Below are 26685 nucleotides of genomic sequence, written 5' to 3'. Positions count from 1 at the left end.
GAGTTTACTCAAACAATTCTCACTGTCGATAGCTGCCCGCAAACAATTGCGTCTTTATTCCGTTTCTGCACCATCAAAAATAGCTCTCCTCTTCATTTTTAGAATTTACCTCCTACCAAGATCACTTTTTGAACATATTTGGGTTTTACATTTCTTTAATATTTTTATTACACTCTAACTGGTTGGACCTCTTACTAGATAACGGCGTAATCTGAATTTCAAACGCCGAACAAGGAACATTAACTATGGACATCTTGCTCTCTATACTCGGATTTGCTGCAGTTCTGGCGATCTGTCTCTATCATCGTACTTCGCTGATGAAGTCGATAGCTGCTCTTACCGCCACACTAGCAGTGCTTTCTATATTTGGCACTGCAGGCTCACTCAGCTGGATTCTTTTCATCGCTGCCACTGCGGTAATTGCGATTCCTTCCATTCGCCAATCTCTGATCAGTCAAAAAGCGCTGACTTTGTTTAAAAAAGTCTTACCAGCGATGTCGCAAACGGAAAAAGAAGCCCTTGATGCTGGTACCGTTTGGTGGGAGGCCGAGCTTTTCAAAGGCAAGCCAGACTGGAACAAACTGCATGCGATTCAAAACCCTAAGCTCACAGCCGAGGAACAAGCGTTTCTTGACGGCCCAGTAAACGAAGTGTGCGCGATGGTGAACGATTACCAGGTCACTCATGAACTGGCTGACTTACCCCCTGAAGTGTGGCAGTACCTTAAAGACAACAAATTCTTCGCCATGATCATCAAAAAGAAATACGGTGGCTTAGAGTTTTCTGCTTATGCCCAATCTTTGGTGTTACAGAAATTAACTGGCGTATCAGGTGTTCTTTCTTCTACTGTGGGGGTTCCTAACTCTTTGGGCCCAGGTGAACTGCTGCAACATTACGGTACTAACGATCAAAAAGATTACTATCTACCCCGCCTTGCAGAGGGTAAAGAAATCCCTTGTTTCGCCCTAACCAGCCCTGAAGCTGGCTCTGATGCCGGTTCAATCCCTGACTTCGGCGTAGTATGTAAAGGCAAGTGGGAAGGTAAAGAAGTGCTGGGGATGCGCTTAACTTGGAACAAGCGCTACATTACCTTGGCACCCGTTGCTACGGTTCTGGGCCTTGCCTTTAAACTGCGTGACCCTGAAGGATTACTCGGTGAACAGGAAGAACTGGGCATCACTTGTGCTCTGATTCCTACCCATCTTAAAGGTGTTGAGATTGGTAACCGCCATTTCCCTCTGAACGTTCCGTTCCAGAATGGTCCAACTCGTGGTGAAGACTTGTTTGTGCCACTCGATTTCATCATCGGTGGCCCTAAAATGGCTGGCCAAGGCTGGCGAATGCTGGTTGAATGTCTGTCAGTGGGTCGTGGTATCACGCTGCCTTCTAACTCTACAGGTGGTATCAAGACGGCAGCACTCGCTACCGGTGCATATGCACGCATTCGTCGCCAGTTCAAACAGCCAATCGGACAGATGGAAGGTGTGGAAGAGCCATTAGCGCGTCTAGGCGGCAACGCGTACGTCATGGACGCAGCCAGTAACCTAACTGTCGCTGGTATTGATTTGGGCGAAAAGCCTTCCGTTATCTCCGCAATTGTAAAATACCACTGTACCCACCGCGGTCAGCAAAGCATTATTGATGCAATGGACATTGTGGGCGGTAAAGGTATCTGTATGGGACCTTCCAACTTCTTGGCCCGAGGCTACCAAGGTGCGCCTATTGCTGTAACTGTAGAAGGGGCCAACATCTTAACCCGTTCAATGATCATCTATGGTCAAGGCGCTATCCGCTGTCATCCTTACGTTCTTGAAGAAATGAATGCGGCTTATTCAGACGCTTCTGATGCACTAGATAAGTTTGATGCTGCACTTGCAGGTCACGTCAGCTTCACAATGAGCAACTTGGTACGCAGCTTCTGGCTAGGTCTCACTGATGGTCGACTCTCATCTGCACCCGTCAAAGACACGACTACCCGCTACTACCAACAACTTAACCGCTACAGTGCAAACATTGCATTCCTGTCAGACATTTCAATGGCCGTATTAGGCGGTTCGCTTAAACGTAAAGAGCGCTTATCAGCGCGTCTGGGGGATATTCTCAGCCAGCTTTATCTCAGCTCTGCAACACTCAAACGTTATGAGAGTGATGGCCGTATCGCCGACGATCTTCCTCTGGTTCATTGGGGATTACAGGACAGCTTGAAGCAGACAGAAGAAGCAATTGATGAATTCCTTGCTAACTTCCCGAACAAGTGGCTGGGTAAAGCACTGCGAGTGATGATCTTACCCTTTGGCCGCGTGCGTAAAGCACCAAGTGATAAAATTGATAGCCAAGTTGCTCAGATTCTTCAAACACCATCAGCGACACGTGATCGATTGGGCCGCAATCAATACTTCCACGCGAGCGAGTTCAATCCCGCAGGTAAGATTGAGGAAGCACTGCATATCATCCTTGAAGCAGAACCAGTGTTTAAGAAAGTCTGCAAAGCCATCAATGAACGACGTCCATTCCTACGTCTCGACTTAATCGCTGACATTGGTCTAGAAAAAGGCATTATCGATTCTGCCGATGCACAACTGCTACGTAAAGCAGAAGAACATCGCTTATATGCAATTAACGTGGATGACTTTGACCCAAAGGACTTAGCTGCCAAGCCTCTAGAGATAACACCTCAGATGGATGAAGTGGCGTAAAGTTCACACTGACTAAAAAGGGCTGCCAAGTTGGCAGCCCTTTTTTAGCAAGTCTGATTTATCTTATTTCTTCGGCATTTCTAATTGCATTTCAGGCATCATTTCCTTCTTGGCTCCTAACTTACGCATCACAAACCAAACCGCTAAACCAAGAATAATCATCACCACATTTCCGACTCCAATCATAATGAAGGTTTGGGTGCGTTTCTCTTCTCGCATTTGAATCAAACGCATTTCCTCGACTAATTTCTGTTGCATCATACGCTCTTCTTCTTGCAATCGGCGTGTCTCAGCAAAGTCAATCTCTTCAAGAACACTGTAAGTATGTTCTTTGATTGGAAAAGCAAGTGGACGACCAGACCCCATTTCAGTCGCAAAAACCTTCCCCATCCAAGAATAATTACCAATATCGTCGTTATAAGGGAACGCCAGTACTACTTTATCTGATTCTTTTGAGGCACTCTCTGCTACGGAAATTTCGCTGGCATCTGGCGACTTATGTTCGATTTGCGCGGCCAAACTTCCTGGTTGAATCATCCCCTGTTCACCAGAGATGACCAACTGATGCTCTTTGCCTTCTTCACGACTTTGGATAAAGGTCGTTTCTACTGGTGTTGGGTAAATCAGTACCTCCTGCTCCTGAGCACGGAGGAACACACCGTTGCCTGATGTAATACGAACGCGATATTTACCCGGTTCAGGAGATATATTCAGAGAGACGGTAAACACACCATCTCCAGCCACTTCGTCCAACCCACGGCCATCATCAGCAAATTCACCAATCGTATATGGAATGGGTCTTGCTTCCTTGATCAGCTCCTCTTCGTTTTCAACATATTTGGTAAAAGTCACCATCAATTTGACGCGTTCAAGGAAGTCTCTGAGCACCAAAGGTTTACCATCTGCCGTCAGACGAGCAGTAAATTTCATTTCTTCATTTTGAAATAGCCGTGCCGGCATGGTGTCGGTTGACAGTTCAAGGTGGGAGATCAGAATGATTTTATTCTTAGGCGTGACTTTACCGATTGCCTGCCAAGGGCCGGGCATAGGCTTGTCAATCGAGATGATGTCCATGGACGATTCTTGATACCAACGGACATTGTCTGGGCTGCGCCACGCGTAGTACTTTTTACCATCTGGGCGTACCAGAACAACTGGGCGAGAACGCTCCGCACGATAGATGACAAAGGTAATTTGTTTTATGGTCGGATCGACTCGAAAACGGTTGTCGAGCAGCGACATGGAGGATTCCTCAGCGTATCCTAAGGTACTGACCAACAAACCCAGTAGGGCAAACCAAATCCTCAACATTCCTTCTCCTACTGACGCCAGAGACAGCTTCCGCTCTTCTCCACCAGATCCAATCTATTTTGATGTGCTTCTAGTTCATCGGCCGTTGCACGGATAACCTTTAGCGATTTTCGCCCACCAGCAGCCCGTTTTATTGATTCACCTCCCACATTACCTTCTGCACTGCCCGGGTTAAATTGCAGTGATGTCTGGCCACCTGTCATTAACAGATAAACGTCAGCCAGTATCTCCGCATCGAGCAAAGCGCCGTGGAGGGTACGGTGAGAGTTATCTATACCGTAGCGATCACATAATACGTCAAGGTTGTTTCGTTTGCCGGGGAAGATTTTCTTCGCCATGGCAAGCGTATCGGTCACCTTACAGTAGTCGTCAGTTTTACCGATCGTAGGATCGAGCATACCAAACTCGTAATCCATAAAACCGGTATCAAAGGGCGCGTTGTGTGCGACTAATTCAGCGCCTTTAATAAACTCGATAAATTCCTTATGGACATCCTGATACTCTGGTTTGTCGACCAGAAACTCGTCAGTGATACCGTGAACTTCAACAGCGTCAGGCTGAATTTCACGATCGGGTTTGATGTAAACGTGAAAATGACGTCCGGTCAGTTTACGGTTGATGATTTCCACCGCACCGATTTCGATAATACGGTGCCCTTGATAATGAGGACCACCTTCACGGTTCATACCTGTGGTTTCGGTATCGAGTACCACGATGCGATTGTGGTTGGAATTGTTGCTGGTATTCATAACAAATTGTGTGTCAGACTATGCCAATAATGTGCTTAACCCAATAGTATCAAATCATGACGAAACAGGTGGAAATTTTCACAGATGGTTCTTGTTTAGGCAATCCAGGTCCTGGCGGATACGGCATTGTTTTGCGCTACAAACAAGTAGAAAAGACATTAGCGAAAGGCTATACCCTCACTACGAACAATCGTATGGAAATGATGGCCACTATAGTCGCACTGCAAACTTTGAAAGAACCTTGTGACGTCATACTCACCACTGATAGTCAGTACGTTCGCCAAGGCATTACTCAATGGATCCATAACTGGAAAAAACGCAACTGGAAAACATCCGATAAGAAACCGGTTAAAAACGCCGACTTGTGGAAAGCACTTGATGCAGAAACAGGTCGCCATAAAATAGACTGGCGTTGGGTCAAAGGCCATGCTGGCCACCGAGAGAACGAGATGTGTGATGAGCTAGCCCGCGCTGCCGCTGAAAGTCCAACCGACGAAGATACGGGTTATCAGCCTAGTTAGAACGGCTTCACTTACTCGAAACTTTATAATTGACGCCAATCGGCGTCAATTTTCGTTTTAGCTTCCAATGTGGCTTGATTGGTTTAAGGGGGTAAGTGCGTTTGCGGGCAACAATAAAGTACAGGCTGCCGATAGGAGATGCCCAATCTCCTAAATTGTTTTCCAGCCAAGTCCACATTGTGCGGTATTTTTGCATTGGAAACAGGGCATAGCAGTCACACTCAATCACCTGATAGTTCAAGACACTCAACCAGTCGCGGATACGATTCGGGGTAAACATACGCCCACTCCAAGGCAAGTTATTCTTGCGCCACGGCATCAGGCTAGCCAAACCACTGAGGCTGATAGGATTAAACCCTGTGATGATCAAATACCCATCGTCGATCATCACCCGATCGACTTCTCTCAACATGCGATGGGGGTCATTGCAATAATCCAGCTGGTGCGCCATCACAACAGCATCAAAACTTTTTTCAAGAAACGGAAGGCCATAACCATCTGCAATCACATTGTGCAAAGGGTTCTGGATATCGAGGTTAACTTGGTGTTGAATGTTACAATTAAAGCTGGTTAACTCACAGCTCAGCCCTCCCAGCTTAAGCATATGATAGCCAAATAGTTTTGGGCACCATTCATCGATACGAGTTTGTATGGACTCATTAACCCATTGGCCATTTTTAAGCTGAGACCATGAATGAGGCTTTTCAAGCTTCTTATTACTGCGTGCTGGCTTCATAATTAACCTGCTTCACTCTTGGTAATCGGAGACACAACTATGTTAGATATCAAAAGCATACCTGCATTTAATGATAATTACATCTGGCTGATTCAAAATAGCGATCAGCGTTGTGCTGTTGTCGATCCGGGAGAGGCAACCCCTGTACTAGAGTACCTTAAACGGCACGAGTTAAGCTTAGAGGCGATCTTAATTACTCACCACCACAACGATCACATCGGCGGTGTCCCAGAGCTAGTCAGGCAGTATCCAGATGTCGATGTGGTAGGCCCAGCCAATGAACCAGTACCCACATTAACTCACGCCGTCGAGACTGGTGACCAACTTGAGTTGTTTGGTGAAATATTTTTTGTTTTGGGTTTAGAGGGACATACTCGCGGGCATATCGGCTATGTCGGGGATGGAAAACTGTTTTGTGGTGACGTTCTGTTCTCAGCCGGATGTGGTCGCGTTTTTGAAGGCACAATGGAACAAATGCATGCATCACTCGGGAAACTCGTCGCATTACCAGACGAAACAGAAGTTTACTGCGCTCATGAATACACCGCAAGCAACGTTGCTTTTGCCCTTGCGGTAGAACCAGACAACGAGTTGCTGCAGCAATACCGTGATGAAGTCAATCGTCTCAGGGCACAGAACAGACCGACTCTACCCACCACCATCCGCAAAGAAAAATGGATTAACCCTTTTCTACGTACAGATCAGCAAAGCGTCATGCGTTCAGTGGCTAACCGGACTCAACAAACGGACTCGCTCGCCATTTTTACGGCATTACGTGAGTGGAAGAACGAATTTTAACGTTTTGCAACTTGTCACCCCCATATTTAGACAAGTATTATCAGCAGCCAAATAGAAAAAGGGCTGTGAAATGCGAGTAAAACACAGCTGGGTATTAGCACTACTACTAACAGGATGTCAGCTTACCCAGCAGACAGAGAGCGATCAATCCGCCTCTACGGAGACCAATAACTCACCAGCAGTAGCGTCAAGTCTGCCTGGTGACAAAACTTCAGAATCGTCGGAATCCTATAAACCAATCATGACGCCCCAGTCTCAGGATGATGTCTGGCAACGTATCGCAATGCAGTTGGATTTCCCGATTCCTGACGATAAGATGGTCGATTACTACCGCACTTGGTATCTCAAACACCCCAACCATCTTAAAACGGTTTCCGAACGTGCCCAGCCATTTCTTTACCTGATCACAGAAAAGATTGAGCAACGTGGCCTACCGCTAGAGCTTGCACTTCTACCTATCGTTGAAAGCTCTTTTGATGCCTTTGCATACTCTCACGGCAGCGCAGCTGGACTATGGCAGTTTGTTCCCGGCACAGGAAAATATTACGGTTTAACGCAAAACTTCTGGTATGACGGCCGGCGTGACGTCGCCGCGTCTACAGACGCAGCGCTCGATTACCTAAGCGCTCTCAATAAACGATTCAGAGGCAACTGGAATCATGCAATTGCTGCCTACAACAGCGGTGGTGGTCGTGTCTCTAGCGCGATAAACAAAAATACGAGATTGGGTAAACCAACCGATTTTTTCTCTCTTGATCTTCCAAAAGAGACCAGTGGTTATGTGCCAAAACTACTCGCATTGGCTGATATCATTGCAAATAAAGACAAATATGGCATCGATATCCCACCGATTGCCAACCAGCCTGTTGTCGAGCTCGTTGATCCTAAAGAACAACTAGACTTAGCCATTGCAGCAAACTACGCCGGCATCAGCGTCAAACAGCTGCAAAGCCTAAACCCCGCCTACAACCAATGGGCAACCGCACCAGATGGCCCACATCAGCTTTTACTGCCCGTTGCAAAGATTGATGTTTTCAAAGCCAAGGTCTCTGAAAATCGCGGGAAAGGGATGAAGGTGGTCCGCTATAAGGTTAAATCGGGTGACAACTTGAGCGCATTAGCCACTCAATATAACACGACAACGAAAGTCATTCAGAGCGCTAACAACCTGAGTGGATACAACATCCGCGTCGGGCAGCACTTGATGATCCCAACATCCACTAAAGATGATCGAGCTTATACACTCAGTGCCACCAACCGACTGGCAAAAACTCAGGCTAAGTCTCGTGGACAATATAAGCTCACTCATACGGTACGCTCAGGTGATAGTTTATGGAGTATTGCTCGAGCCAACAAGGTCTCTCACCAGTCTCTTGCAAAGTGGAATGGCATGGGGCCAAGAGATACACTTCGTGTTGGACAAAAGCTGGTGATCTGGAAAAACAGCTCTGAAGGCGCCATTATCCGTACCGTTTTCTATAACGTAAAGGCTGGTGACACCATCAGCGCTATCGCCAACAAATTTAAAGTGAAATCCCAAGATATCGTCAAATGGAACGGGCTAAGCAAAAAGAAATACCTACAGCCTGGTCAGAAACTCAAACTCTATGTCGATGTAACTAAGGTAAGTGTATGACGCCTTCCTCAAACCCTCTCGTGATGCTAGTTGATGTATTTCGTTCACCCAGTGCATGCTTCCTCGCACTATACCAACGTGGAGCTTGGGGCTGGCAAACCTACATCGTGTTAATGTTATCCCCATTTCTCTTTTGGGGTGCCTACTTTGATATTGTGGATTTTGAATGGCTGAAACAGAGCTTGTCCACTCAACTCGCCCAAACCAATCCGAAGCAATTGGCGCTCCTTGAGGCAAACACTTTGATGGCAAGTGAGATCATCAGTGACGTGATAGGCCGGACTCTCACCATTGTGATGTTGGCGTTCTGGTTCAATTTAGCGACGAAACCCAGCCAACATCAACACGGCTTCTGGCGCTGGTTTGCTGCAAGCACTGTTGTCGTATTTCCAGCGATCATTGGCGATCTAGCAAGTTACGTTAGTCTGCTGCTCAAGCATGGTCAGGTCATGGTGTATGCGGCCGATCTCAATAGTCTCAATGGTCTCCTAAAACTGCCTCTGACCAATGAGTGGTCGCAATTTGCGAGCTCATTCCCACTGCTCTTACCTTGGTATATCGCTTTAGGCTATGCAGCTGTCGGAACTTGGACGGAATTCGAACGTGGTCAAGCGTTAGCAATTTCAGCACTCCCTTGGATAGCGTATTACATTATCTGGGCGCTATATATCGTTATCAGCTAGACGAAACATGACTTCAAGAGGATTATGGTCAGAGGCGTCGGATTCCGGCGCCTCTGCTTGTATCAGGGCTAACCCACGATAAAAAACATGATCGAGCGGTAATCCGGTGATAAATTGAGTACGATGATCAGGGTGATAGCTCACTTCTTGCACACCAAGCTTGTCCAGTGCATTCTTCATTACCGCCATTCTATCTGCACTCCAACTATTAAAATCACCGGCGACGATAATCGGCCCTGGATGCTTACTTAGCTCGGCGACCAGCGCACCAAGCTGCCTTTGGTACTCGTCCGTACCATAGGTAAAGTTCACTGCATGGATATTAACCACCGCCAATAACTCACCGTCAGACAAGGGATAAGTCGCATAAATAGCAGATTTAGGTAAGCGCAACCATGGTTCCAGTTCAGTGTAAGCGCAAGCGAGCTTGGGCAGAGACTTAGATAAATTCAGTACGCCAGCACTGCGTTCAAACGCTTTAAACGCGTCCACTTGGTTACCAAACCAAAACGGCTGTTTTATCCACTCCTTTAGTTCAGCGGTCATACTGGCTTCCTGCAGTAGAACCAGCTGTTTATCTTCAGAATATTTGGTCAGTTCTTGTGACCAATTGTCGCGATTTTGCTTATAAATATTCCAAACTAGCAGATTTATATCACCATTGTTGTCAATGGACTCCACGTTAGATGCATGTGCACAACGCAATGACACATCTTCCCCTGACGGAGAAATAGTCGATAGTTGAGGCTGCTCAGGAAGAGAAAACGTGAGTTGGAAACCTCCAACCACGACGGCGATAACAACAATAGGTAAGATCAACAGGCGCTTTTTTTTTCACTTGACACTACCATGAAGAAAAAAAGAGCCTTGCGGCTCTTCTAAGAAAATCGGGTTAGATTGCGTCTTCGTCTTCTTCACCAGTACGAATACGGACAATACGCTCAATATCTGTGATAAAGATTTTACCGTCACCAATTTTACCGGTTTGGGCCGTTTCGACAATGGTATCAACACATTGCTCTGCCACATCGTCTGTCACAACAATCTCAAGCTTCACCTTAGGTAAGAAATCCACCATGTACTCTGCACCACGGTACAGTTCTGTATGCCCTTTCTGGCGACCAAAGCCTTTCACTTCAGAAACCGTCATACCAGTGATACCGACTTCCGCCAATGCTTCACGAACGTCATCCAATTTAAATGGCTTAATAATGGCTTCGATTTTTTTCATGTTCATCCCTTAAACTTCAGCAATTTGTCTCATTATCCCATGATAAAAAGGCAATAAAAAGCCCGAGCTTATGATACTCGGGCTAAACACTATTGCCGATGCCTTACTTTAGACTCGCGTAGTAGGCCGCTAAATTAGCAATATCCGCGTCACTCAGCATCGCAGCTTGTGCCTGCATAACAGCAGCTAATCCACCATTGCGCTCTTTGTTTTTATAGGCATTAATTGACGTCACGATGTACTGTTCATTTTGGCCTTTTAGGTTCGGGTAACCCGGAATAACAGCGACACCATCTGCACCGTGACACGCTGCACATACCGCCGCTTTTGTTTTTCCGGCTGCAACATCGCCTGCAGCCATTGCTTGCCCAGCAAACCAACTCATTCCAACCACTATTCCAATCGCGATTTTTTTTCATTGCTCTTCCTTATTAATTCCACTTTATTTGTGTGTTTTTATGTATACAATTTTGACACAAATGGGACAGGCTTGTCCCAGACAAGTTCACAGTCTTGGCCTGCAAAGTGATGATCAATAAAGACATCGGCGACAGCAGCAACCCGCTCTCCACACAGTAAAATGGGTACACGGCGCCGCAACCAACTTGGCACTCCATATTCCTGAAACAATTTTTTCAATTTTCGGCTATGGTTGCGATCAGTAGGCTTCGCGCTCAAACCTTGAGGCTCAAACGTAACGGATAATGGCCCAGTTTCAAGTTTAGCTAGTGAAAGCTGCCCATGATGACTAGGCTGGAGTAATAAGGTGCCTAATAAATCTGGCAAGTTCAGCCTTGTACCGATAGCGACATCCCGCTGCCAGCCTGACAACTCTCGCCACTGTTCAACCAGGTACAAGCGCCGTTCAAAGCGGCGGATTTGGCCTCCTGCTATGGACAGTTCAGGATTGGCATCTTGACGGCTGATCGCCACTTCCTGCCACATCTTTTTCAGTTGCTCGCGGCTAGGCATGCGTACCTGATGATGGTCGAGCCACATCCTGAGCAGCCGAACGCGCATCAATAGCGTCATATTCTGTAAAGGCTCAATCCACAGGCTGCCGTCTTGATGTAACACCTGTGCTAAGCGCTCAACCAATAATTGATCAAGAAGTTGCTCTTGCTCAGCACACAATTCGGCACTGCGTTGCACGGCCTTAGAGAAATGTGGCCAACGCTGCGTAATGACAGGCGTCACCTGATGACGAATAAAGTTGCGATCAAATCGTATGTCTTGGTTACTTTCATCTTCAACCCATTGCAACTGCTCAGCTACCGCATAGGCTTTTACATCTGATCGGCTTACTGCTAGCAATGGCCGAACAAGTAGCCCTTCACTCAAAGGCATTGCCTGAGCCATAGCGGATAGCCCTTTAGGCCCACTGCCACGTTTTAATGCGAGCAAGAATGTCTCGAACTGGTCGTCGCTATGCTGCCCTGTCAGCAGTAAATCTCCTTTGGAAACATACTGACTTAGAGCCTGATAACGAGCCTCTCGTGCGCTTTCTTCAATGCTTTTTCCGCTTTTTTCAAGCGTCACTCTTTCGAGGTTAAAAGGAATACCATCTTCTGAGCACCACTGCTGACACTGCTCGGCCCAATCGTCAGCATTACTGCTTAAACCATGATGGACGTGTACTGCTAGTCCCTCTTGCTGATGCTCACGGCAGTATCTCGCCATTAGTGACAGCAGGACTCTGGAATCCAGACCACCACTCAAAGCTAGCACTAACTTACCGCTAGGCAGCCTATGTTGGTCAATGACAGAAGAAAATGTCTGATATAAATTCATACACAAAGAAGAGAGATTTCAATGCTGTTAGTTTACCACTCATAACAAAAAAGGCTGAACCTAAGTTCAGCCTTTGTTTTTAATCTTGCATGATTAACAGTAACCGTAGCTCATTAAACGCTGGTAACGGCGTTCAAGCAGAGCATCATTGTCAAAATGTTGTAGCTCATCTAGTTGCTTGACTAAAGTCGCTTTCATATTTGCCGCCATTTGGATGTGATCGCGATGTGCTCCGCCTAGTGGCTCTTCGATGATTTCATCGATCAGTTCCAGCTCTTTCAAACGTGGAGCAATCAGTCCCATCGCTTCCGCAGCTTGTGGCGCTTTATCTGAATCGCGCCAAAGGATTGAAGCACAACCTTCAGGTGAGATAACAGAATAAGTCGAGTATTGCAGCATGTTCACGTAGTCACCTACGCCAATCGCCAGTGCACCACCAGAACCACCTTCACCTACCACGTTACAAATAACTGGCACTTTAAGACCTGCCATTACTTTCAGATTTTTCGCGATAGCTTCAGATTGGCCACGTTCTTCAGCACCAACTCCTGGATACGCACCTGCAGTATCGATGAAAGTGATGATAGGCATGTTGAAGCGCTCAGCCGTTTCCATTAAGCGAAGCGCTTTACGGTAACCTTCCGGCTTTGGCATGCCAAAGTTACGTTTTACTTTCTCTTTCGTCTCACGACCTTTCTGGTGGCCAATGATCATCATCAGGGGCGGCCATCAAGACGAGCCATACCACCAACAATCGCTTTGTCATCTGCGTAAGCACGATCCCCTGCTAACTCTTCGAACTCTGTAAAGACATGCTCAATGTAATCTAGTGTGTATGGGCGCAGTGGGTGACGAGCCATCTGAGCGGTTTCCCATGCCCCCAGATCGCTGAAGGTTTTCTTCTTTAATTCTAAGCTTTTCTTTTCTAGCTGTTCGATCTCTTTGTCCAGATCAACGCCAGAGTCACCACCGTGACGAGAAACACTACGAAGTGCTTCAATCTTAGCTTCAAGTTCTGCGATAGGCTTTTCAAATTCTAAAAAGTTCAGGCTCATCTATAGATCCTTTCTGATTCGGCATTCGACTGCCGAACTTAGTTAAATTCGAGTTCTACCTGGCTCATACCAAGCAGTTGTTTCAAATTGTCTATTAATTCGTCACTAGGCGTCACACGCCATTCGGTACCTAACGTTAAGCGCGCTCGCGCGTCACTGCGTTGGTAGTATATATGGACAGGAACCGTTCCTGCCTTGTAAGGCTCTAGTATCTTACTAAAGCGCTCAAAAAATTGATCATCGATTTGAGATTGTTCAATGGACACCGATAAGCCACGGGCATATTTTTCACGCGCCGTGCCGAGATCCATAACCTCGCGCGCGGACATTTTAAGACCACCATTGAAATCATCAAAGCTGACCTGTCCAGAAACGACCAAAATTTTGTCTTGTTCGAGCAATTCAGCGTAGCGATCAAGCGCATCGGAGAACAACATGACTTCCATACGGCCGCTACGGTCATCCAAGGTCATGATACCAATACGAGTACCGCGCTTGGTTGTCATTACTCGAGCCGCAATCACCAGACCTGCAACCGTGACACTCTGATCACGTCTCGTTGGTGTCGCATCTTTTAGTCGACAACTGGTGTACTTACCAAGTTCCTTTATGTAGGCATTTATTGGGTGCCCGGTCAAATATAAGCCAAGTGTATCACGTTCTCCTTCCAGCCAAACTTTTTCTGGCCACGCGGGTACCTTGGTGTATTTGTGTTCAACTTCTTCAGGCGCTTCGGTCAGAACACCAAACAAGTCGCTTTGACCAAACGCTTCCGCTTGGTGGTATTGGCTGGCAGCTTTGACCGCATCATTAAGCGATGCCATCATCGCTGCACGGTGCGGGCCAAGTCGGTCAAGCGCTCCTGCATAAATGAGCTTCTCTATCACGCGCTTGTTCACTTTCTTAAGATCAATACGAGCACAGAAGTCGAACAAGTCTTTAAAGTGACCACCTTTATTGCGCGCTTCTAGAATAGCTTCAATAGGACCTTCACCAACCCCCTTTATCGCACCAATACCGTATACGATCGCACCATTTTCATCGACGTTAAAACGGTACAAGCCAGCGTTGATATCTGGCGGAAGCACCTTGAGCTTCATACGGAAACATTCGTCTACCAGACCGACCACTTTTTCGGTGTTGTCCATATCGGCGGTCATTACGGCAGCCATGAACTCGGCTGGGTAATGCATCTTCAGCCACAGCGTTTGGTAAGACACCAATGCATAAGCGGCTGAGTGTGATTTGTTGAAGCCGTAGCCAGCGAACTTTTCTACCAAGTCGAAGATTTTCATCGCCAACTCGCCGTCGACGCCGTTCTTTACCGCACCATCTTCGAAGGTCGCACGCTGCTTGGCCATTTCTTCCGGCTTTTTCTTACCCATCGCACGACGAAGCATGTCCGCGCCACCAAGGGTGTAGCCAGACAATACCTGTGCGATCTGCATTACCTGCTCCTGATAGAGGATAATGCCGTAAGTCGGATCGAGGATTTCTTTTAGCGATTCATGTTGCCACTTTTCATCTGGGTACGAGATCGCTTCTCGACCATGCTTACGGTCGATAAAGTTATCTACCATGCCCGACTGTAGAGGACCAGGGCGGAACAGCGCCACCAATGCGATGATGTCTTCAAAACAGTCCGGTTGCAGTCGTTTTATCAGTTCTTTCATACCGCGCGATTCGAGCTGGAATACCGCGGTCGTTTCCGAGTTTTGTAACAATCGGAACGATGCCGCATCATCCAGTGGAATCGATTCGATGCGAACGGGATCTTTGCCTTCACGCTCAAGACGTGGGTTAATCAAACCAAGAGCCCAGTCGATGATGGTTAGAGTACGTAGACCTAAGAAGTCAAACTTGACCAAACCAGCAGTTTCTACGTCGTTCTTATCGAACTGAGTAACCGGGAAGTGACCTTCAGAGTCAGCATAAATCGGCGCGAAGTCAGTAATGGTGGTTGGCGAGATTACAACACCACCCGCGTGCTTACCGGCGTTACGTGTACACCCTTCAAGGATGCGACACATATCGATAAGCTCTTTCACTTCTTCGTCAGCTTCGTACAGTTCAGGTAACGCAGGCTCGGCTTTAAACGCTTTCTCCAGTGTCATACCAGGATCAGGCGGGACCAGCTTTGAAATACGATCAACGAAACCAAACGGGTGGCCTAGTACACGGCCTACGTCGCGGATTACCGCTTTCGCCGCCATAGTACCGAAAGTGATGATCTGGGAAACCGCATCACGACCGTACATCTCTGCTACGTGATCAATCACCTGATCTCGTTTATCCATACAGAAGTCGACATCGAAATCGGGCATGGATACACGTTCGGGGTTAAGGAATCGCTCGAAAAGCAGATCGTATTCCAACGGGTCAAGGTCGGTAATTTTCAATGCATAAGCCACCAACGAACCTGCACCCGAACCGCGCCCTGGTCCAACAGGGATATCATTATCCTTCGACCACTGAATGAACTCCATTACGATCAGGAAGTAACCGGGGAAGCCCATATTGTTAATCACTTCCAGCTCGATTTTCAAACGGTCGTCGTATTCAGGACGTCGCTTAGCTCGCTCTTCTGCATCCGGAAACAGAAACTCTAAGCGCTCTTCGAGGCCTTCTTCTGATTTTTTGACCAGAAATTCGGTTTCCTCCATCCCCTCTGTCGGGAATGCCGGCAGGAAGTACTCACCCAAACGTACCGTCACATTACAACGCTTAGCAATTTCAACACTATTTTCCAGCGCTTCAGGGATATCGGCGAACAGCTCGCACATCTCTTCTTCGCTACGTAAATATTGCTGAGCACTGTAGTTTTTAGGGCGGCGAGGATCTTCTAGCGTGTAACCGTCATGAATTGCCACACGAATCTCATGTGCCTCGAACGTCGTTTCATCTAGAATCACGACGTCGTTAGTGGCGACAACAGGCAGCTGCTCTTTCTCTGCAAAGTCCAAGGCAAAGTGAAGATAAGTTTCTTCATCTGCTCGCCCGGTACGCGTCAGTTCAAGGAAAAATCGGTCGGCAAAGTGTTGATGATAAAAATCAGCGCAGTTTTGAGCAACTTTATGGTTCCCCTTCAGTAACGCTTTACCAATCTCTCCACTTTTTGCCCCTGATAGAACAATAAGCCCTGCCGACAGCTCAGCTAGCCATTGCTTATCAATGACAGGTTGATGTTGAACATGACCACGTAGATACGCTTTGGAGATCAGCAAGGTTAAGTTTTTATACCCCTCATTGTCTGCTGCCAGAACAGTGAGTTTAGTTAACTCTTCACCAAACTCTTCTGACTGCATCGCAAAATCAGCGCCAATAATTGGCTTCACGCCACACCCATGAGCCGTTCCATAAAACTTCACCAACCCACATAAGTTGGTGAAATCAGTTAATGCCATAGCTGGCATTCCCATTTCAGCCACTTTCTTAACCAAAGGAGGCACTTTCGATAGGCCATCGACCATGGAAAAGTCACTGTGAACTTTTAGGTGAATAAATTTAGGATCTGACATCAATGATTCCGCAGTTTTGCTTATTCGGAGAGATTACTGGGGTATTTTACGTGATATAAAATCTTAGATATACCCCAGTCAGTGAGGGTTTCTAATCTAAACCCAACGCTTTTTTGACTGGCTTGAAGCTCTTACGATGCTGATCAGTCACACCGTGTTGCTCAATGGCCTCAAAATGGGCTTTGGTTGGATAACCTTTATGCTTTGCAAAACCAAATCGAGGATGAAGTTTATCGAGCTCTTCCATCTCTTGATCTCGCACGACCTTAGCGATAATCGAGGCGGCACTGATCTCCGCAACACGCATATCACCTTTAACCACTGCCTGAGCATCCATATTGAGCTGAGGTACGCGGTTTCCATCGATGAGTGCAAAGTCCGGTTTCACATCCAGTCCTTCAATCGCTCGTTGCATCGCGACCATGGTTGCTTGGAGAATATTGAGCTGATCAATTTCCTCCGCAGAGCAGCGCCCGACAGACCAAGCGAGTGCTTTCTCTTTAATCTCTGGCAGCAATGCAAGTCTCTTCTTCTCGGTTAATTTTTTCGAGTCATTGAGACCTTCGATGGGATTATTGGGATCCAAGATAACGGCCGCAGTCACCACATCACCGACCAGTGGGCCACGCCCTACTTCATCCACACCGGCAATCAATCGATACCCTTGAGGGTATTCAAATGGTGGCAGTTCTTTTTTTTTCTTTTGTCATGATGACTATTTACCTATCAACTTCAATACAGCACTGGCAGCTTGTTTATCTGCATCTTTTCGAATCCAGTAATGCATTTCTGTAAACTTCTCGATCATGCACTGCCCTTGCTCGCCAAATAGTTTTTCAACTTCGCTCTCTAGTTTTTCAGGCGTGCAGCCTTCTTGCAACAACTCTTTGACCAATTCTTGATCAGCCAGAATATTGGGTAGAGAAACGTATTTCGTCTTGAGCATTTGGCGAGCAATAAACGCAGTCACAGCATTCACCCGGTAACCAACCACCATTGGTCGCTTAATCAACATACACTCCAATGCCACTGTACCCGATGCCAGCATTACCGCATCAGATGCAGTGATCACATTTCGGGCAGTATCATTGACCAATTTGAAATCTAATTCGGGAGCCAGCTCTTGCCAAGTTTGCTCAAATTGCTCACGGCGTTTTTGGTTGACCAGCGCGACAACAAAACCTAAATCTGGATGTTTCTGGTGCAAACGTCGACATGTTTCAATAAAGGGACCAGCAAGCATTTTTAACTCACTACCACGACTCCCCGGTAGGACGGCAAGCCACTTTTTATTCTGCTCAAGACCGAGTAACTCACGGGCTGGTGCTTTTGGAGACTCCAGAGGAATCGCATCGGCTAAAGTATGGCCAATAAATTCGCATGGTACCTGATAGTGATCATAAAACGCTTTTTCAAATGGCAGAAAAGCCAGCACCAAATTGGTGGCCGCTTCGATCTTAAAAATACGTTTCTGGCGCCATGCCCAAACAGAGGGGCTGACATAATGCACGGTTTTGATTCCCGCTTTTTTGAGGTCAAGTTCAAGGCGCAGGTTAAAGTCTGGAGCATCAATGCCGACAAAGACATCCGGTGGGTTTTCGGTGAAATAGCGAACTAACTCCGCTTTGACTTTCAGTAAACGAGAGAGCCTGCCTAGCACTTCCACGAGCCCCATAACTGCGAGCTCTTCCATATCAAACAGAGACTCACAGCCCTGAGCGATCATTTTCGGGCCACCAATCCCGACGAACTCTGCGTCTGGATACTGTTGTTTAACGGCTTTGATAAAACCTTCACCTAAGGTATCGCCAGACAACTCTCCTGCAATAATACCAACGCGAAGTGGTTTTTTATTGTCCATAATCCCTAACCTCAAAAACACAAAAAGACCGCAACCTAGGGCCGCGATCTTTTTAATTTGGATTCAGTGACAGTTAGCGAATAACGCCACGCTCTGAACTTTCTACAAAATCAATAAAGTGCTTTATGGATGGCCATTGTTGCGCCATTTCCAACAACACTTCTTTGGCCTCTGCCTGTGTTTTACCCGCTCGGTAGAATTCTTTATAAGCGTTGCGTAATGCGCGCAATTCACTCTTTTCAAAACCATTACGCTGCAAGCCCACCAGATTCAATCCAAAAGGTGTCGCATGGTTACCTTGAGCAAGCACGTATGGCGGCACATCTTTCACAACCGCTGAACAACCACCAATGTAGCTAAATGCACCCACTTTACAGAAGGGATGAATGGCAGATAAAGCCATCACACCGGCATGATCTTCAACCGTCACATGCCCACCTAAGATAGCATTGTTGCCGACGTGAGTATGGTTGCCAACAATCACATCGTGAGCAATGTGTGCATTAACACACAGTAAATTGTCATCACCAATGACTGTGGTCGCTTTGTCTTGGACAGTACCACGATGGATCTGCACCGCTTCGCGAATCACATTGCGGTCGCCAATAACGACGGTTGTATCTTCCCCACCATACTTTTTATCTTGGTTTTCTTCACCAATCACGGCATGCGGAAAAATACGGTTATCTCTACCAATCGTGGTATGGCCTTTAATCACCACATGCGACATAATTTCTGTACCTTCACCAATTTCAACTTTGCCTGAAATGTAAGTAAAAGGACCAACAGTCACGTTAGCGGCAATGTTCACATCTCCTTCAATCACTGAAGAAGGATGCACCTGAGCGGTTTCATGAATCATATCAAAACTCTCTACGAGCACACTTAAGCTCTGCAGAACACACCACGTCGCCATCTACTTTCGCAACACCGTTAAACGCTGCAATACCACGACGCTCTTTAATGAATTCTACTTCAATAACCAGTTGATCGCCTGGCGTGACGGGCTTACGGAATTTCGCACCGTCAACGCTTGCAAAATAGTAGAGCTCATTGTCAGAAGGCGCACCAAACGATTTAAATGCTAGAAGACCCGTAGCCTGAGCCATCGCTTCTAAGATAAGAACACCCGGGAAAACCGGCAGTTGAGGAAAATGACCTGTAAACTGAGGCTCATTCACTGAAACGTTTTTGATCGCCTTAAGGTATTTTTCTTCTTGGAAATCGATAACACGGTCGATCAGCAAAAATGGGTAGCGATGGGGTAACAGTTCTTGGATCTCAGTGATGTTCATCGTTTTGTTTTCAGTAGTCAAAGTCATGTTCCTATCTTGAATGCTAAATTAACTGGCGGGCATTATACCCAAGTCATCTCAATATGCTAAGCACGCACTGCGATGTTATTGTATTGAGTCCACATAATCAGTCAGAAAAAAAGACCCGCACATCGCGAGTCTTTTTATTCACAATCAGACTAAGTGTCTTCACCCTGCTCCAGCAGTTTTTCAACCGCTTTAAGACGCTTGTTCATCTCATCAATTCGATGAACACGAGTTGCGGTCTTACGCCACTCTTTATTTGGCTGCAGTGGGATGCCAGAAGAGTACATGCCCTTTTCTTTAATGCCGCGCATGACCATTCCCATACCGGTAATAGTAACGCCATCGGCAATTTCGATATGGCCATTGATAACAGTACCACCACCAATAATACAGTATTTGCCGATTGTAGTGCTGCCGGCAATAATCGTACCACCAGCTAGAGCTGAACCATATCCGATGTGTACGTTATGAGCAATCTGCATTTGGTTATCGATGATCACATTGTCTTCAATCACAGTATCGTCTAAAGCACCACGGTCTATCGTTGTACAAGCGCCAATTTCAACACGATTGCCAATGCGCACCGTACCCAGTTGAGGAATTTTAACCCACTCACCTTTGTCATTCGCATACCCAAATCCGTCAGCGCCAATCACTGTGTTTGCTTGGATAAGGCAATCAGAACCAATCACTACATCATGATAGATACTGATATTGGACCACAATTTGGTATTTGCGCCAATTTGGGCATTTTTACCGATAAAGCAGCCTGCGCCAATCACAACGTTGTCAGCTAATTGAACACCCGACTCAATCACGGCGTTAGCGCCAATAGAAACATTGTTGCCAAGCTGAACGTTATCAGCGATCACCGCAGATGGCGCTATTTCATCGGCCGGGAGCGGCGTGGTATCCAAAGCTTGTGTCACTTGGGCAAAAGCGATGTAAGGATCGTCAACTACCAGCACATGACCAGTGCACAACTCACGCTGCGCTTCCTTGACCATAATGACAGTCGCCTGACAGTCACCAAGGTGCTTAGCGTATTTAGGATTAGATAAGAAGGTCACATGACCTTCCATCGCTCTATCCATAGGCGCTACCATGGTTACGACTGCATCGGCGTCACCATGTAATTCCCCGCCAGTAATTGAAGCCAGTTCGGCTAGTGTGATTGCTGTCATAGCCAATTATTTCAGTGAGTTAATAACTTGTTCAGAGATGTTGTATTCTGGCTTACCGTATTGCATAGTCTGAATATCAACAATCATGTCATAGCCTTCTTTTTCAGCGACTTTCTTTACCGCCCCCTGAATCAGTTTAAACAATTTTTGTTTTTCCTCCATTTCTCGGCGTTGCTGTGCTTTCTCAAACGCTTGTCCTTGGAGTTTTAATTCATTGTTCAACTGAGTAATTTCAATACGCAATTGTTCCCGGTCTTCAGAAGACATCAGTTCCTTATCACGGTTGAACTTCTCAAGTTTAGTGTTCGCTTTGGCCTGAATAGATTTTAGTTCACCCGCTTTATCTTTGAACTCTTCCTGCATTTTTTGCAGTACGACTTCGCGTTGAGGAAGTGCTTGGAAAACTTGAGCTGTATTGATATAGCCAATTTTTTGCGCCGCTTCTGCTGCATTTGCAAAGAATGAAGACGACATTACAACAAGGCTAAGACCAGCCGCTTTAATCATTTTGTTCACTGTATTTTCCTCTGTAAATATTTAGAAGGTTCTGCCGATTGTGAAAGTGAAGAATTCTTCGTCATCACCTTCATAAATTTCAATTGGTTTGGCAATTGAGAACACCAAAGGCCCCATTGGAGACATCCACTGTAGAGCAGCACCGTAGGACGCACGATAGTTGGTTGGATCCGAGTAATCCTCGTAGTATCGAGTATCTTGGTGAGCTGAGTTGTAATTAAACTCTGTATCCCACACACTCGCGGCATCGACAAATAGACTAGTTCGGATCTGGCTACGTGCTTCATCTGAAGCGAATGGAGTCGGTACAATTAACTCCATACTCGCCAGAGCTATCGCATTACCACCCACAGAGTCATCGGTTGCACTCACACAGCCATTATTTCCGCAGCTTCCACTGTTGGTTGTATACACTGCTTTTGGACCAGCTGAGTTAGAACGGAAACCACGTAATGAAGTGAAACCACCCGCATAATAGTTTTCGTAGAATGGGTATAGATTGTCGTTACCATCCGTTTTACCGTAACCATTGCCGTAGCCCAAACGACCGCGCATCAATAATGTAAATTCATGCTTTTTAGTGATTGGAACATACTGTCGCACTTCATATTGAAGCTTAAAGTACTGTGCATCAGAACTCGGGATCGTTGCTTTAGCAGACGCTCGCTGATAGTTCCCCGCCGTCGGGAAAAAGCCTCGGTTTAGATTGTTTCGAGTCCACGCAACATTCAGGTCAAAATCATTGGTTACAATATCACCTTCAGATTGGCCAATACTTTGTGCAAACAATTGTGCCTGATCATAGTTAGGGACATTACCGATCTTATTGTGCGTATAACCAATGCCAAATTCGATGTTATTTAATTCGTTGACTGGGAAACCCCATGTCAGGCTAGTCCCATAACTTTCATTGGTATAGTCAACAATGCCCGCTTCAGATGCTTCAAACGTGTTGTAGAACACCTTACCACCTAAGCTAACACCATCTAGGTTCCAGTATGGGTCTCGATAATCAAGGCTGACATTCTTTTGGTAGTCATTCATCATCGCACTGACACCAACGCGATTGCCTGAGCCTAGGAAGTTATCTTGTTGCAAACCAACCTGGAAGCTCACACCTGATTCAGTACCATAGCCGATACCAAAGTTGACGCTACCCGAGTTGGCTTCTTTAACATTGTAAACAAGATCAACTTGGTCTTCACTACCTGGCACACGTACAGTCTGAACGTCGACAGTTTCAAAATAACCAAGGCGATTGAGACGTTTTTTCCCTGTTTCAATTGATTTAGAGTTGAGCCAACTGCCCTCCATTTGACGCATTTCCCGGCGCAGCACTTCATCTTTAGTAGCATTATTGCCAACAAAGCGAATATCGCGTACATAGATACGTTTACCCGCTTCAACGTTTACTACTAAAGATACTTGCTGAGTTTCGTCATCAAATTCAGGAATAGTACGCACTTGAGGATAAGCGTAACCAGCTTCCCCCAGAACTCGTTTAACGCCTTCTTCCAAGCTTGTGACTTGAGAACCGTTGTAAACATCACCGTCTTCAAACGGAACCAAAGCTTCAAATTCGGCTTCTTTGCCAATCAACTCACCGCGAAACTTGACATCTTTAACACTGTACGGAAGCCCTTCGTCAACTACCAAGGTGATATACACACCTTTCTTATCCGGAGAAATCGAAACTTGTGTAGAGTCCACTTTAAACTTGAGATAACCACGGTCCAAGTAGTACGACTTAAGCGCTTCAATGTCTCCCGCTAAGACTTGTTTCTGATATTTATCATCAGAAAGAAAATTCCACCAAGCGACGTCGACATTAAGATTGAAGCGACTCAACAACTCATCATCAGTAAAGACTTTGTTACCGATAAAATTGATTTGTTGGATTTTTGCTGACACACCCTCAGAGAAGACGAATTTCAAGTCAGAACGATTGCGAGGAAGAGGGGTTACGACTGCTTTTACAGTTGCGTTGTACTTACCAACACTATAGTAGAAATCTTCCAGCCCTTTTTCGATGTTTGACAGCGTGGTGCGGTCCAAAGCCTCACCCACTCGAATACCCGATGCATCAAGGTTTTGCTGTAATTGCTCTTCTTTAATGGCCTTGTTGCCAGAAAACGAAATATTCGCAATCGTTGGTCGCTCTTTAACCTGAACCAATAGCTGATTACCGTCACGCAAGACTTTGATATCTTCAAAATTGCCAGATGCATACAAAGCTTTAATAATATCCGACACGTCTTGGCTATCAACCGTATCACCAATGCGCACTGGCATCTTAAGTAATGCAGCTCCCAGCGCAACGCGCTGCAACCCATCAATTTGAATGTCTTCAACAACAAAGTTTTCGGCACCGTTTGCAACAACGCTTGTTGCCAGTAGCGTTGCAAACAGAATTTTTTTCATCGCCATATTTGTTTTAGTTATTCCTTACTACAACCTTTGCCCAGCTACAGACGAGCAAAATCATTAAATATCGCCACTGCCATCAGAGAGAAAATAACTGCCCCGCCGATGCGGTACCCTATTTCCTGAATGCGTTCAGGCACAGGGCGTCTGATCACTGCCTCGATAGCAAAAAACAATAAGTGTCCGCCATCCAACATCGGTAATGGCACAAGGTTAATGATACCTAAGTTAACACTGATCAACGCGAGAAAACCAAGAAAGTACACCAATCCATAATCGGCAGTCGTTCCAGCTCCTTTTGCTATCGAAATAGGTCCACTTAAGTTGTTTAATCCAACATCTCCCACAATCAGCTTTTTCAACATGCTGATTGTTAGATCAATAATTTGTCCAGTTTTATCAATCGCTTTACTGACTGATTCAATTACACCAAACTGAAGCTCGAAGCGATAGCTTTCTGGCCATTCTGCGACTTCAGGTACGATTCCTGCAAATCCTATCGTTCGCTTATTCGCTAGCTCACGGCTGTCAGGAGTTAACGTTAGATTGATCAACGCACCAGAACGCTCGATTTGCAAATCAATGGCTTGATTTGGATGACCTTGAATCAGTTCAACCACTTGTTGCCAATTGGTCAGAGGTTCATCATCGGCCGCAATGAGTACATCCCCAGCTTGTAAACCGGCCGCTTCACCCGCTCCGCCCTCTGAAATCGTCATCAATGTCGTCGAGATTGCAGGAGTAAAAGGCTTGAAGCCAAGTGCTGACATAGCAGACTCAACTTCAGGATCAAAGTTCCAAGAAGTTAAATCAAGCGTCTTCACTTCTTCAATGCCAATATCATTGGCCGGCGCGACTGTCATGGTCAGTTTATCGTCGCCAATATGAGCAATTAACCCCATATTGACTGATTCCCAATCCGGTGTTTTGACGCCAGAGACCGCTTTTAGTTCCATGCCAGGCTCTAAACCTGCATTGGCAGCGATAGAATGCGCTTCAACCTGCCCTACAACAGGCTTAACAGCCGGTACGCCGATCATAAAAACTAGCCAGTAGGCAAATACAGCAAACAAAAAGTTAAATGCAGGCCCTGCCGCTACTATCGAAGTTCGCTTCCATAAAGGTTGCGTATCAAAAGCATGCTTTTTCTGCTCTTCAGGCACGTCATCCACACGTCCGTCAAGCATCTTGACGTAGCCACCTAATGGGATGATTGAAATACTGTATTCAGTGCCGTCTTTACCTATTTTGCTCCAGATTGATTTACCAAAACCAATCGAGAATTTTTCGACTTTGACACCACAGCGGCGCGCAACCCAGAAATGGCCATATTCATGCACGGCAACTAAAATACCTAACGCAATAATAAATGATGCGAAATTCCACAATATCCCAGTCATAATGCACGCTCTTCAATGATTTCGACGGCCAACGCTCGCGCCATTTTATCCAGCTCTAAGATGCTTTCCAAGCTATCACAAACTGAATGATTATTGTTAGAGCAAACTTGCTCCACCACTCGCTCGTTGACAACAGCAATGTCAGTGAATGTGAGCTGGCGCGAAAAGAAATGCTCGACCGCCACTTCGTTTGCCGCATTTAGTGCAGTAGTCGCATGCTGCCCTTCATAACAAGCCTCAATGGACAATTTCAGACAAGGGTAACGTTTAAAGTCGGGTTCTAAGAAAGTCAATTCACCCACAGTGGTGAAGTCCAAAGGCTTAACGCCTGCAGACACACGTTCTGGATAAGACAATGTTAGCGCAATTGGTGTCGCCATATCGGGCTCACCCATTTGAGCCAGCACCGAACCATCCTTGTATTGCACCATAGAATGAATGACGGATTGGGGATGAATCAAAACTTTGAGCTGCTCTCGGCATGTGTTAAACAGCCATTTAGCTTCAATGTATTCCAAGCCTTTGTTCATCATGGTGGCAGAGTCGACCGAAATTTTTGGTCCCATCGACCAGTTTGGATGGGCAATGGCTTGCTCAGGTGTGACAGCTGATAACGTACTGATATCGCTATAACGGAAAGGACCACCGGAACCAGTCAACAAAATATGTTGGATGCCGTGCTCACTTAAATCACAACCGCCCAGATTGGTCTGAATCGACTCAGGCAAACATTGGAATATCGCATTGTGCTCACTATCGACAGGCATCAGTTCAGCACCATGTGCTTTCACCGCATCGATAAAAAGCTGTCCTGACATAACCAAAGCTTCTTTGTTAGCCAGTAAGATGCGCTTGCCTGCTTTGACTGCCGCCATTGTCGGTAGCAAACCTGCCGCGCCAACAATCGCCGCCATCACTGTATCAACTTCGTCAAACGAAGAAACATGACACATGGCTTCTTGACCTGCTAACACTTGCGTTGGAATTTTAAGTTCTTGCAACTGTGTTTTCAGCGTCATCGCTGCACTATCGCTGGACATCACTGCATATTTAGGCTGCCATTTCTGACAAAGTTGGCGCATTTTATCGACATTATTACCCGCAGCCAGGGCCACAATCGAAAAGTGCTGAGGATTCTGTTCAATAACTTTAAAAGTGCTATCGCCAATCGAGCCAGTTGCACCTAATATTGTGAGCTTACGCATAGTAAGAAACCAGTAAAAATTAAACAGGCAGCACTCAGGGCTGCCTAA

Annotated in this window: 22 protein-coding genes and 1 pseudogene; 5 read left to right on the top strand and 18 right to left on the bottom strand. The window is 46.2% G+C overall.

Translation table 11 applies throughout. The features are described from left to right. The first annotated feature begins 245 nt into the window (after nt 1–245). A complete protein-coding gene (gene fadE, locus KW548_05525; GenBank protein ID QXX07471.1) occupies nt 246–2696 on the top strand; it encodes an acyl-CoA dehydrogenase FadE in 2451 nt (816 codons plus the stop codon). 63 nt (nt 2697–2759) lie between these two features. Here fadE and KW548_05520 read toward each other — a convergent pair whose 3' ends face one another. Together KW548_05520 and dnaQ are read right to left on the bottom strand one after the other, a co-directional pair. Beyond that, the gene (locus tag KW548_05520) at nt 2760–4007 is read right to left on the bottom strand and encodes a TIGR03503 family protein (protein ID QXX07470.1); all 1248 of its coding nucleotides are present in this window, start codon (nt 4005–4007) and stop codon (nt 2760–2762) included. Between the two features lie 8 nt (nt 4008–4015). Next, nucleotides 4016–4756, bottom strand: a complete 741-nt coding sequence (gene dnaQ, locus KW548_05515; protein QXX07469.1) for a DNA polymerase III subunit epsilon — start codon at nt 4754–4756, stop codon at nt 4016–4018. Between the two features lie 56 nt (nt 4757–4812). Here dnaQ and rnhA point away from each other — a divergent pair, with 56 nt between their 5' ends. Beyond that, entirely contained in the window at nt 4813–5277 is a 465-nt protein-coding gene (gene rnhA, locus KW548_05510) for a ribonuclease HI (protein QXX07468.1), read from the top strand. 7 nt (nt 5278–5284) lie between these two features. Here rnhA and KW548_05505 read toward each other — a convergent pair whose 3' ends face one another. Next, nucleotides 5285–6013 carry a methyltransferase domain-containing protein gene (locus KW548_05505; protein ID QXX07467.1) on the bottom strand — a complete coding sequence of 243 codons (729 nt, stop codon included), beginning with the start codon at nt 6011–6013 and terminating at the stop codon, nt 5285–5287. A gap of 39 nt (nt 6014–6052) precedes the next feature. On the opposite strand from KW548_05505, the gene gloB reads away from it, so the two are divergent. The 3 genes from gloB to KW548_05490 all read left to right on the top strand — a co-directional run bounded on the left by gloB (nt 6053) and on the right by KW548_05490 (nt 9130). Next, nucleotides 6053–6811, top strand: coding sequence for a hydroxyacylglutathione hydrolase (gene gloB / locus KW548_05500; GenBank protein ID QXX07466.1), 759 nt, complete (start codon nt 6053–6055; stop codon nt 6809–6811). 70 nt (nt 6812–6881) lie between these two features. After that, nucleotides 6882–8447, top strand: coding sequence for a LysM peptidoglycan-binding domain-containing protein (locus KW548_05495; GenBank protein QXX07465.1), 1566 nt, complete (start codon nt 6882–6884; stop codon nt 8445–8447). After that, entirely contained in the window at nt 8444–9130 is a 687-nt protein-coding gene (locus tag KW548_05490) for a DUF1282 family protein (GenBank protein ID QXX07464.1), read from the top strand. The genes KW548_05495 and KW548_05490 overlap by 4 nt, the downstream gene beginning before the upstream one ends. Here KW548_05490 and KW548_05485 read toward each other — a convergent pair. The 15 genes and pseudogenes from KW548_05485 to ispC form a co-directional block, all read right to left on the bottom strand. Beyond that, on the bottom strand, nt 9110–9952 hold the full coding sequence (locus KW548_05485) for an endonuclease/exonuclease/phosphatase family protein (GenBank protein ID QXX07987.1): 843 nt from the start codon (nt 9950–9952) through the stop codon (nt 9110–9112). The genes KW548_05490 and KW548_05485 overlap by 21 nt on opposite strands. Nucleotides 9953–10022: 70 nt before the next feature. After that, a complete protein-coding gene (gene glnB / locus KW548_05480) occupies nt 10023–10361 on the bottom strand; it encodes a nitrogen regulatory protein P-II (GenBank protein QXX07463.1) in 339 nt (112 codons plus the stop codon). Nucleotides 10362–10464: 103 nt separating this feature from the next. Further along, nucleotides 10465–10746, bottom strand: a complete 282-nt coding sequence (locus KW548_05475) for a cytochrome c (protein ID QXX07462.1) — start codon at nt 10744–10746, stop codon at nt 10465–10467. 71 nt (nt 10747–10817) lie between these two features. Further along, nucleotides 10818–12152: a tRNA lysidine(34) synthetase TilS gene (tilS, locus tag KW548_05470; GenBank protein QXX07986.1), complete on the bottom strand. Its 1335-nt coding sequence runs from the start codon at nt 12150–12152 to the stop codon at nt 10818–10820. 93 nt (nt 12153–12245) lie between these two features. After that, nucleotides 12246–13207: pseudogene (gene accA / locus KW548_05465) on the bottom strand (acetyl-CoA carboxylase carboxyl transferase subunit alpha). A gap of 38 nt (nt 13208–13245) precedes the next feature. Beyond that, on the bottom strand, nt 13246–16725 hold the full coding sequence (dnaE, locus tag KW548_05460; GenBank protein QXX07461.1) for a DNA polymerase III subunit alpha: 3480 nt from the start codon (nt 16723–16725) through the stop codon (nt 13246–13248). 91 nt (nt 16726–16816) lie between these two features. After that, entirely contained in the window at nt 16817–17413 is a 597-nt protein-coding gene (gene rnhB, locus KW548_05455; GenBank protein QXX07985.1) for a ribonuclease HII, read from the bottom strand. A 27-nt stretch (nt 17414–17440) separates the two neighbouring features. Further along, a complete protein-coding gene (gene lpxB, locus KW548_05450) occupies nt 17441–18586 on the bottom strand; it encodes a lipid-A-disaccharide synthase (protein ID QXX07460.1) in 1146 nt (381 codons plus the stop codon). Between the two features lie 73 nt (nt 18587–18659). Next, nucleotides 18660–19448: an acyl-ACP--UDP-N-acetylglucosamine O-acyltransferase gene (gene lpxA / locus KW548_05445; GenBank protein ID QXX07459.1), complete on the bottom strand. Its 789-nt coding sequence runs from the start codon at nt 19446–19448 to the stop codon at nt 18660–18662. A gap of 1 nt (nt 19449) precedes the next feature. Further along, entirely contained in the window at nt 19450–19902 is a 453-nt protein-coding gene (gene fabZ / locus KW548_05440) for a 3-hydroxyacyl-ACP dehydratase FabZ (protein QXX07984.1), read from the bottom strand. Nucleotides 19903–20060: 158 nt separating this feature from the next. After that, nucleotides 20061–21092: a UDP-3-O-(3-hydroxymyristoyl)glucosamine N-acyltransferase gene (lpxD, locus tag KW548_05435; protein QXX07458.1), complete on the bottom strand. Its 1032-nt coding sequence runs from the start codon at nt 21090–21092 to the stop codon at nt 20061–20063. Between the two features lie 6 nt (nt 21093–21098). Further along, entirely contained in the window at nt 21099–21599 is a 501-nt protein-coding gene (locus KW548_05430) for an OmpH family outer membrane protein (GenBank protein ID QXX07983.1), read from the bottom strand. A gap of 30 nt (nt 21600–21629) precedes the next feature. Continuing rightward, nucleotides 21630–24035 carry an outer membrane protein assembly factor BamA gene (gene bamA, locus KW548_05425; GenBank protein QXX07457.1) on the bottom strand — a complete coding sequence of 802 codons (2406 nt, stop codon included), beginning with the start codon at nt 24033–24035 and terminating at the stop codon, nt 21630–21632. Between the two features lie 38 nt (nt 24036–24073). Further along, nucleotides 24074–25432: a sigma E protease regulator RseP gene (gene rseP / locus KW548_05420; protein QXX07456.1), complete on the bottom strand. Its 1359-nt coding sequence runs from the start codon at nt 25430–25432 to the stop codon at nt 24074–24076. Beyond that, a complete protein-coding gene (ispC, locus tag KW548_05415; GenBank protein QXX07455.1) occupies nt 25429–26637 on the bottom strand; it encodes a 1-deoxy-D-xylulose-5-phosphate reductoisomerase in 1209 nt (402 codons plus the stop codon). The genes rseP and ispC overlap by 4 nt, the downstream gene beginning before the upstream one ends. Between the last annotated feature and the right edge of the window lie 48 nt (nt 26638–26685).

The sequence above is a fragment of the Vibrio neptunius genome (assembly GCA_019339365.1).
In the GTDB taxonomy this organism is placed as follows: Bacteria; Pseudomonadota; Gammaproteobacteria; order Enterobacterales; family Vibrionaceae; genus Vibrio; species Vibrio neptunius.
Note: the sequence above shows the minus strand (reverse complement) of the source record. Positions and strands in the feature narration are given on the sequence as shown.

Coding starts and splice junctions, on each gene's coding strand:
- fadE (QXX07471.1), top strand. CDS start 246: ATGGACATCTTGCTCTCTATACTCGGATTTGCTGCAGTTCTGGCGATC.
- KW548_05520 (QXX07470.1), bottom strand. CDS start 4,007: ATGTTGAGGATTTGGTTTGCCCTACTGGGTTTGTTGGTCAGTACCTTA.
- dnaQ (QXX07469.1), bottom strand. CDS start 4,756: ATGAATACCAGCAACAATTCCAACCACAATCGCATCGTGGTACTCGAT.
- rnhA (QXX07468.1), top strand. CDS start 4,813: ATGACGAAACAGGTGGAAATTTTCACAGATGGTTCTTGTTTAGGCAAT.
- KW548_05505 (QXX07467.1), bottom strand. CDS start 6,013: ATGAAGCCAGCACGCAGTAATAAGAAGCTTGAAAAGCCTCATTCATGG.
- gloB (QXX07466.1), top strand. CDS start 6,053: ATGTTAGATATCAAAAGCATACCTGCATTTAATGATAATTACATCTGG.
- KW548_05495 (QXX07465.1), top strand. CDS start 6,882: ATGCGAGTAAAACACAGCTGGGTATTAGCACTACTACTAACAGGATGT.
- KW548_05490 (QXX07464.1), top strand. CDS start 8,444: ATGACGCCTTCCTCAAACCCTCTCGTGATGCTAGTTGATGTATTTCGT.
- glnB (QXX07463.1), bottom strand. CDS start 10,361: ATGAAAAAAATCGAAGCCATTATTAAGCCATTTAAATTGGATGACGTT.
- KW548_05475 (QXX07462.1), bottom strand. CDS start 10,746: ATGAGTTGGTTTGCTGGGCAAGCAATGGCTGCAGGCGATGTTGCAGCC.
- tilS (QXX07986.1), bottom strand. CDS start 12,152: ATGAATTTATATCAGACATTTTCTTCTGTCATTGACCAACATAGGCTG.
- dnaE (QXX07461.1), bottom strand. CDS start 16,725: ATGTCAGATCCTAAATTTATTCACCTAAAAGTTCACAGTGACTTTTCC.
- lpxB (QXX07460.1), bottom strand. CDS start 18,586: ATGGACAATAAAAAACCACTTCGCGTTGGTATTATTGCAGGAGAGTTG.
- lpxA (QXX07459.1), bottom strand. CDS start 19,448: ATGATTCATGAAACCGCTCAGGTGCATCCTTCTTCAGTGATTGAAGGA.
- lpxD (QXX07458.1), bottom strand. CDS start 21,092: ATGACAGCAATCACACTAGCCGAACTGGCTTCAATTACTGGCGGGGAA.
- KW548_05430 (QXX07983.1), bottom strand. CDS start 21,599: ATGATTAAAGCGGCTGGTCTTAGCCTTGTTGTAATGTCGTCTTCATTC.
- bamA (QXX07457.1), bottom strand. CDS start 24,035: ATGGCGATGAAAAAAATTCTGTTTGCAACGCTACTGGCAACAAGCGTT.
- rseP (QXX07456.1), bottom strand. CDS start 25,432: ATGACTGGGATATTGTGGAATTTCGCATCATTTATTATTGCGTTAGGT.
- ispC (QXX07455.1), bottom strand. CDS start 26,637: ATGCGTAAGCTCACAATATTAGGTGCAACTGGCTCGATTGGCGATAGC.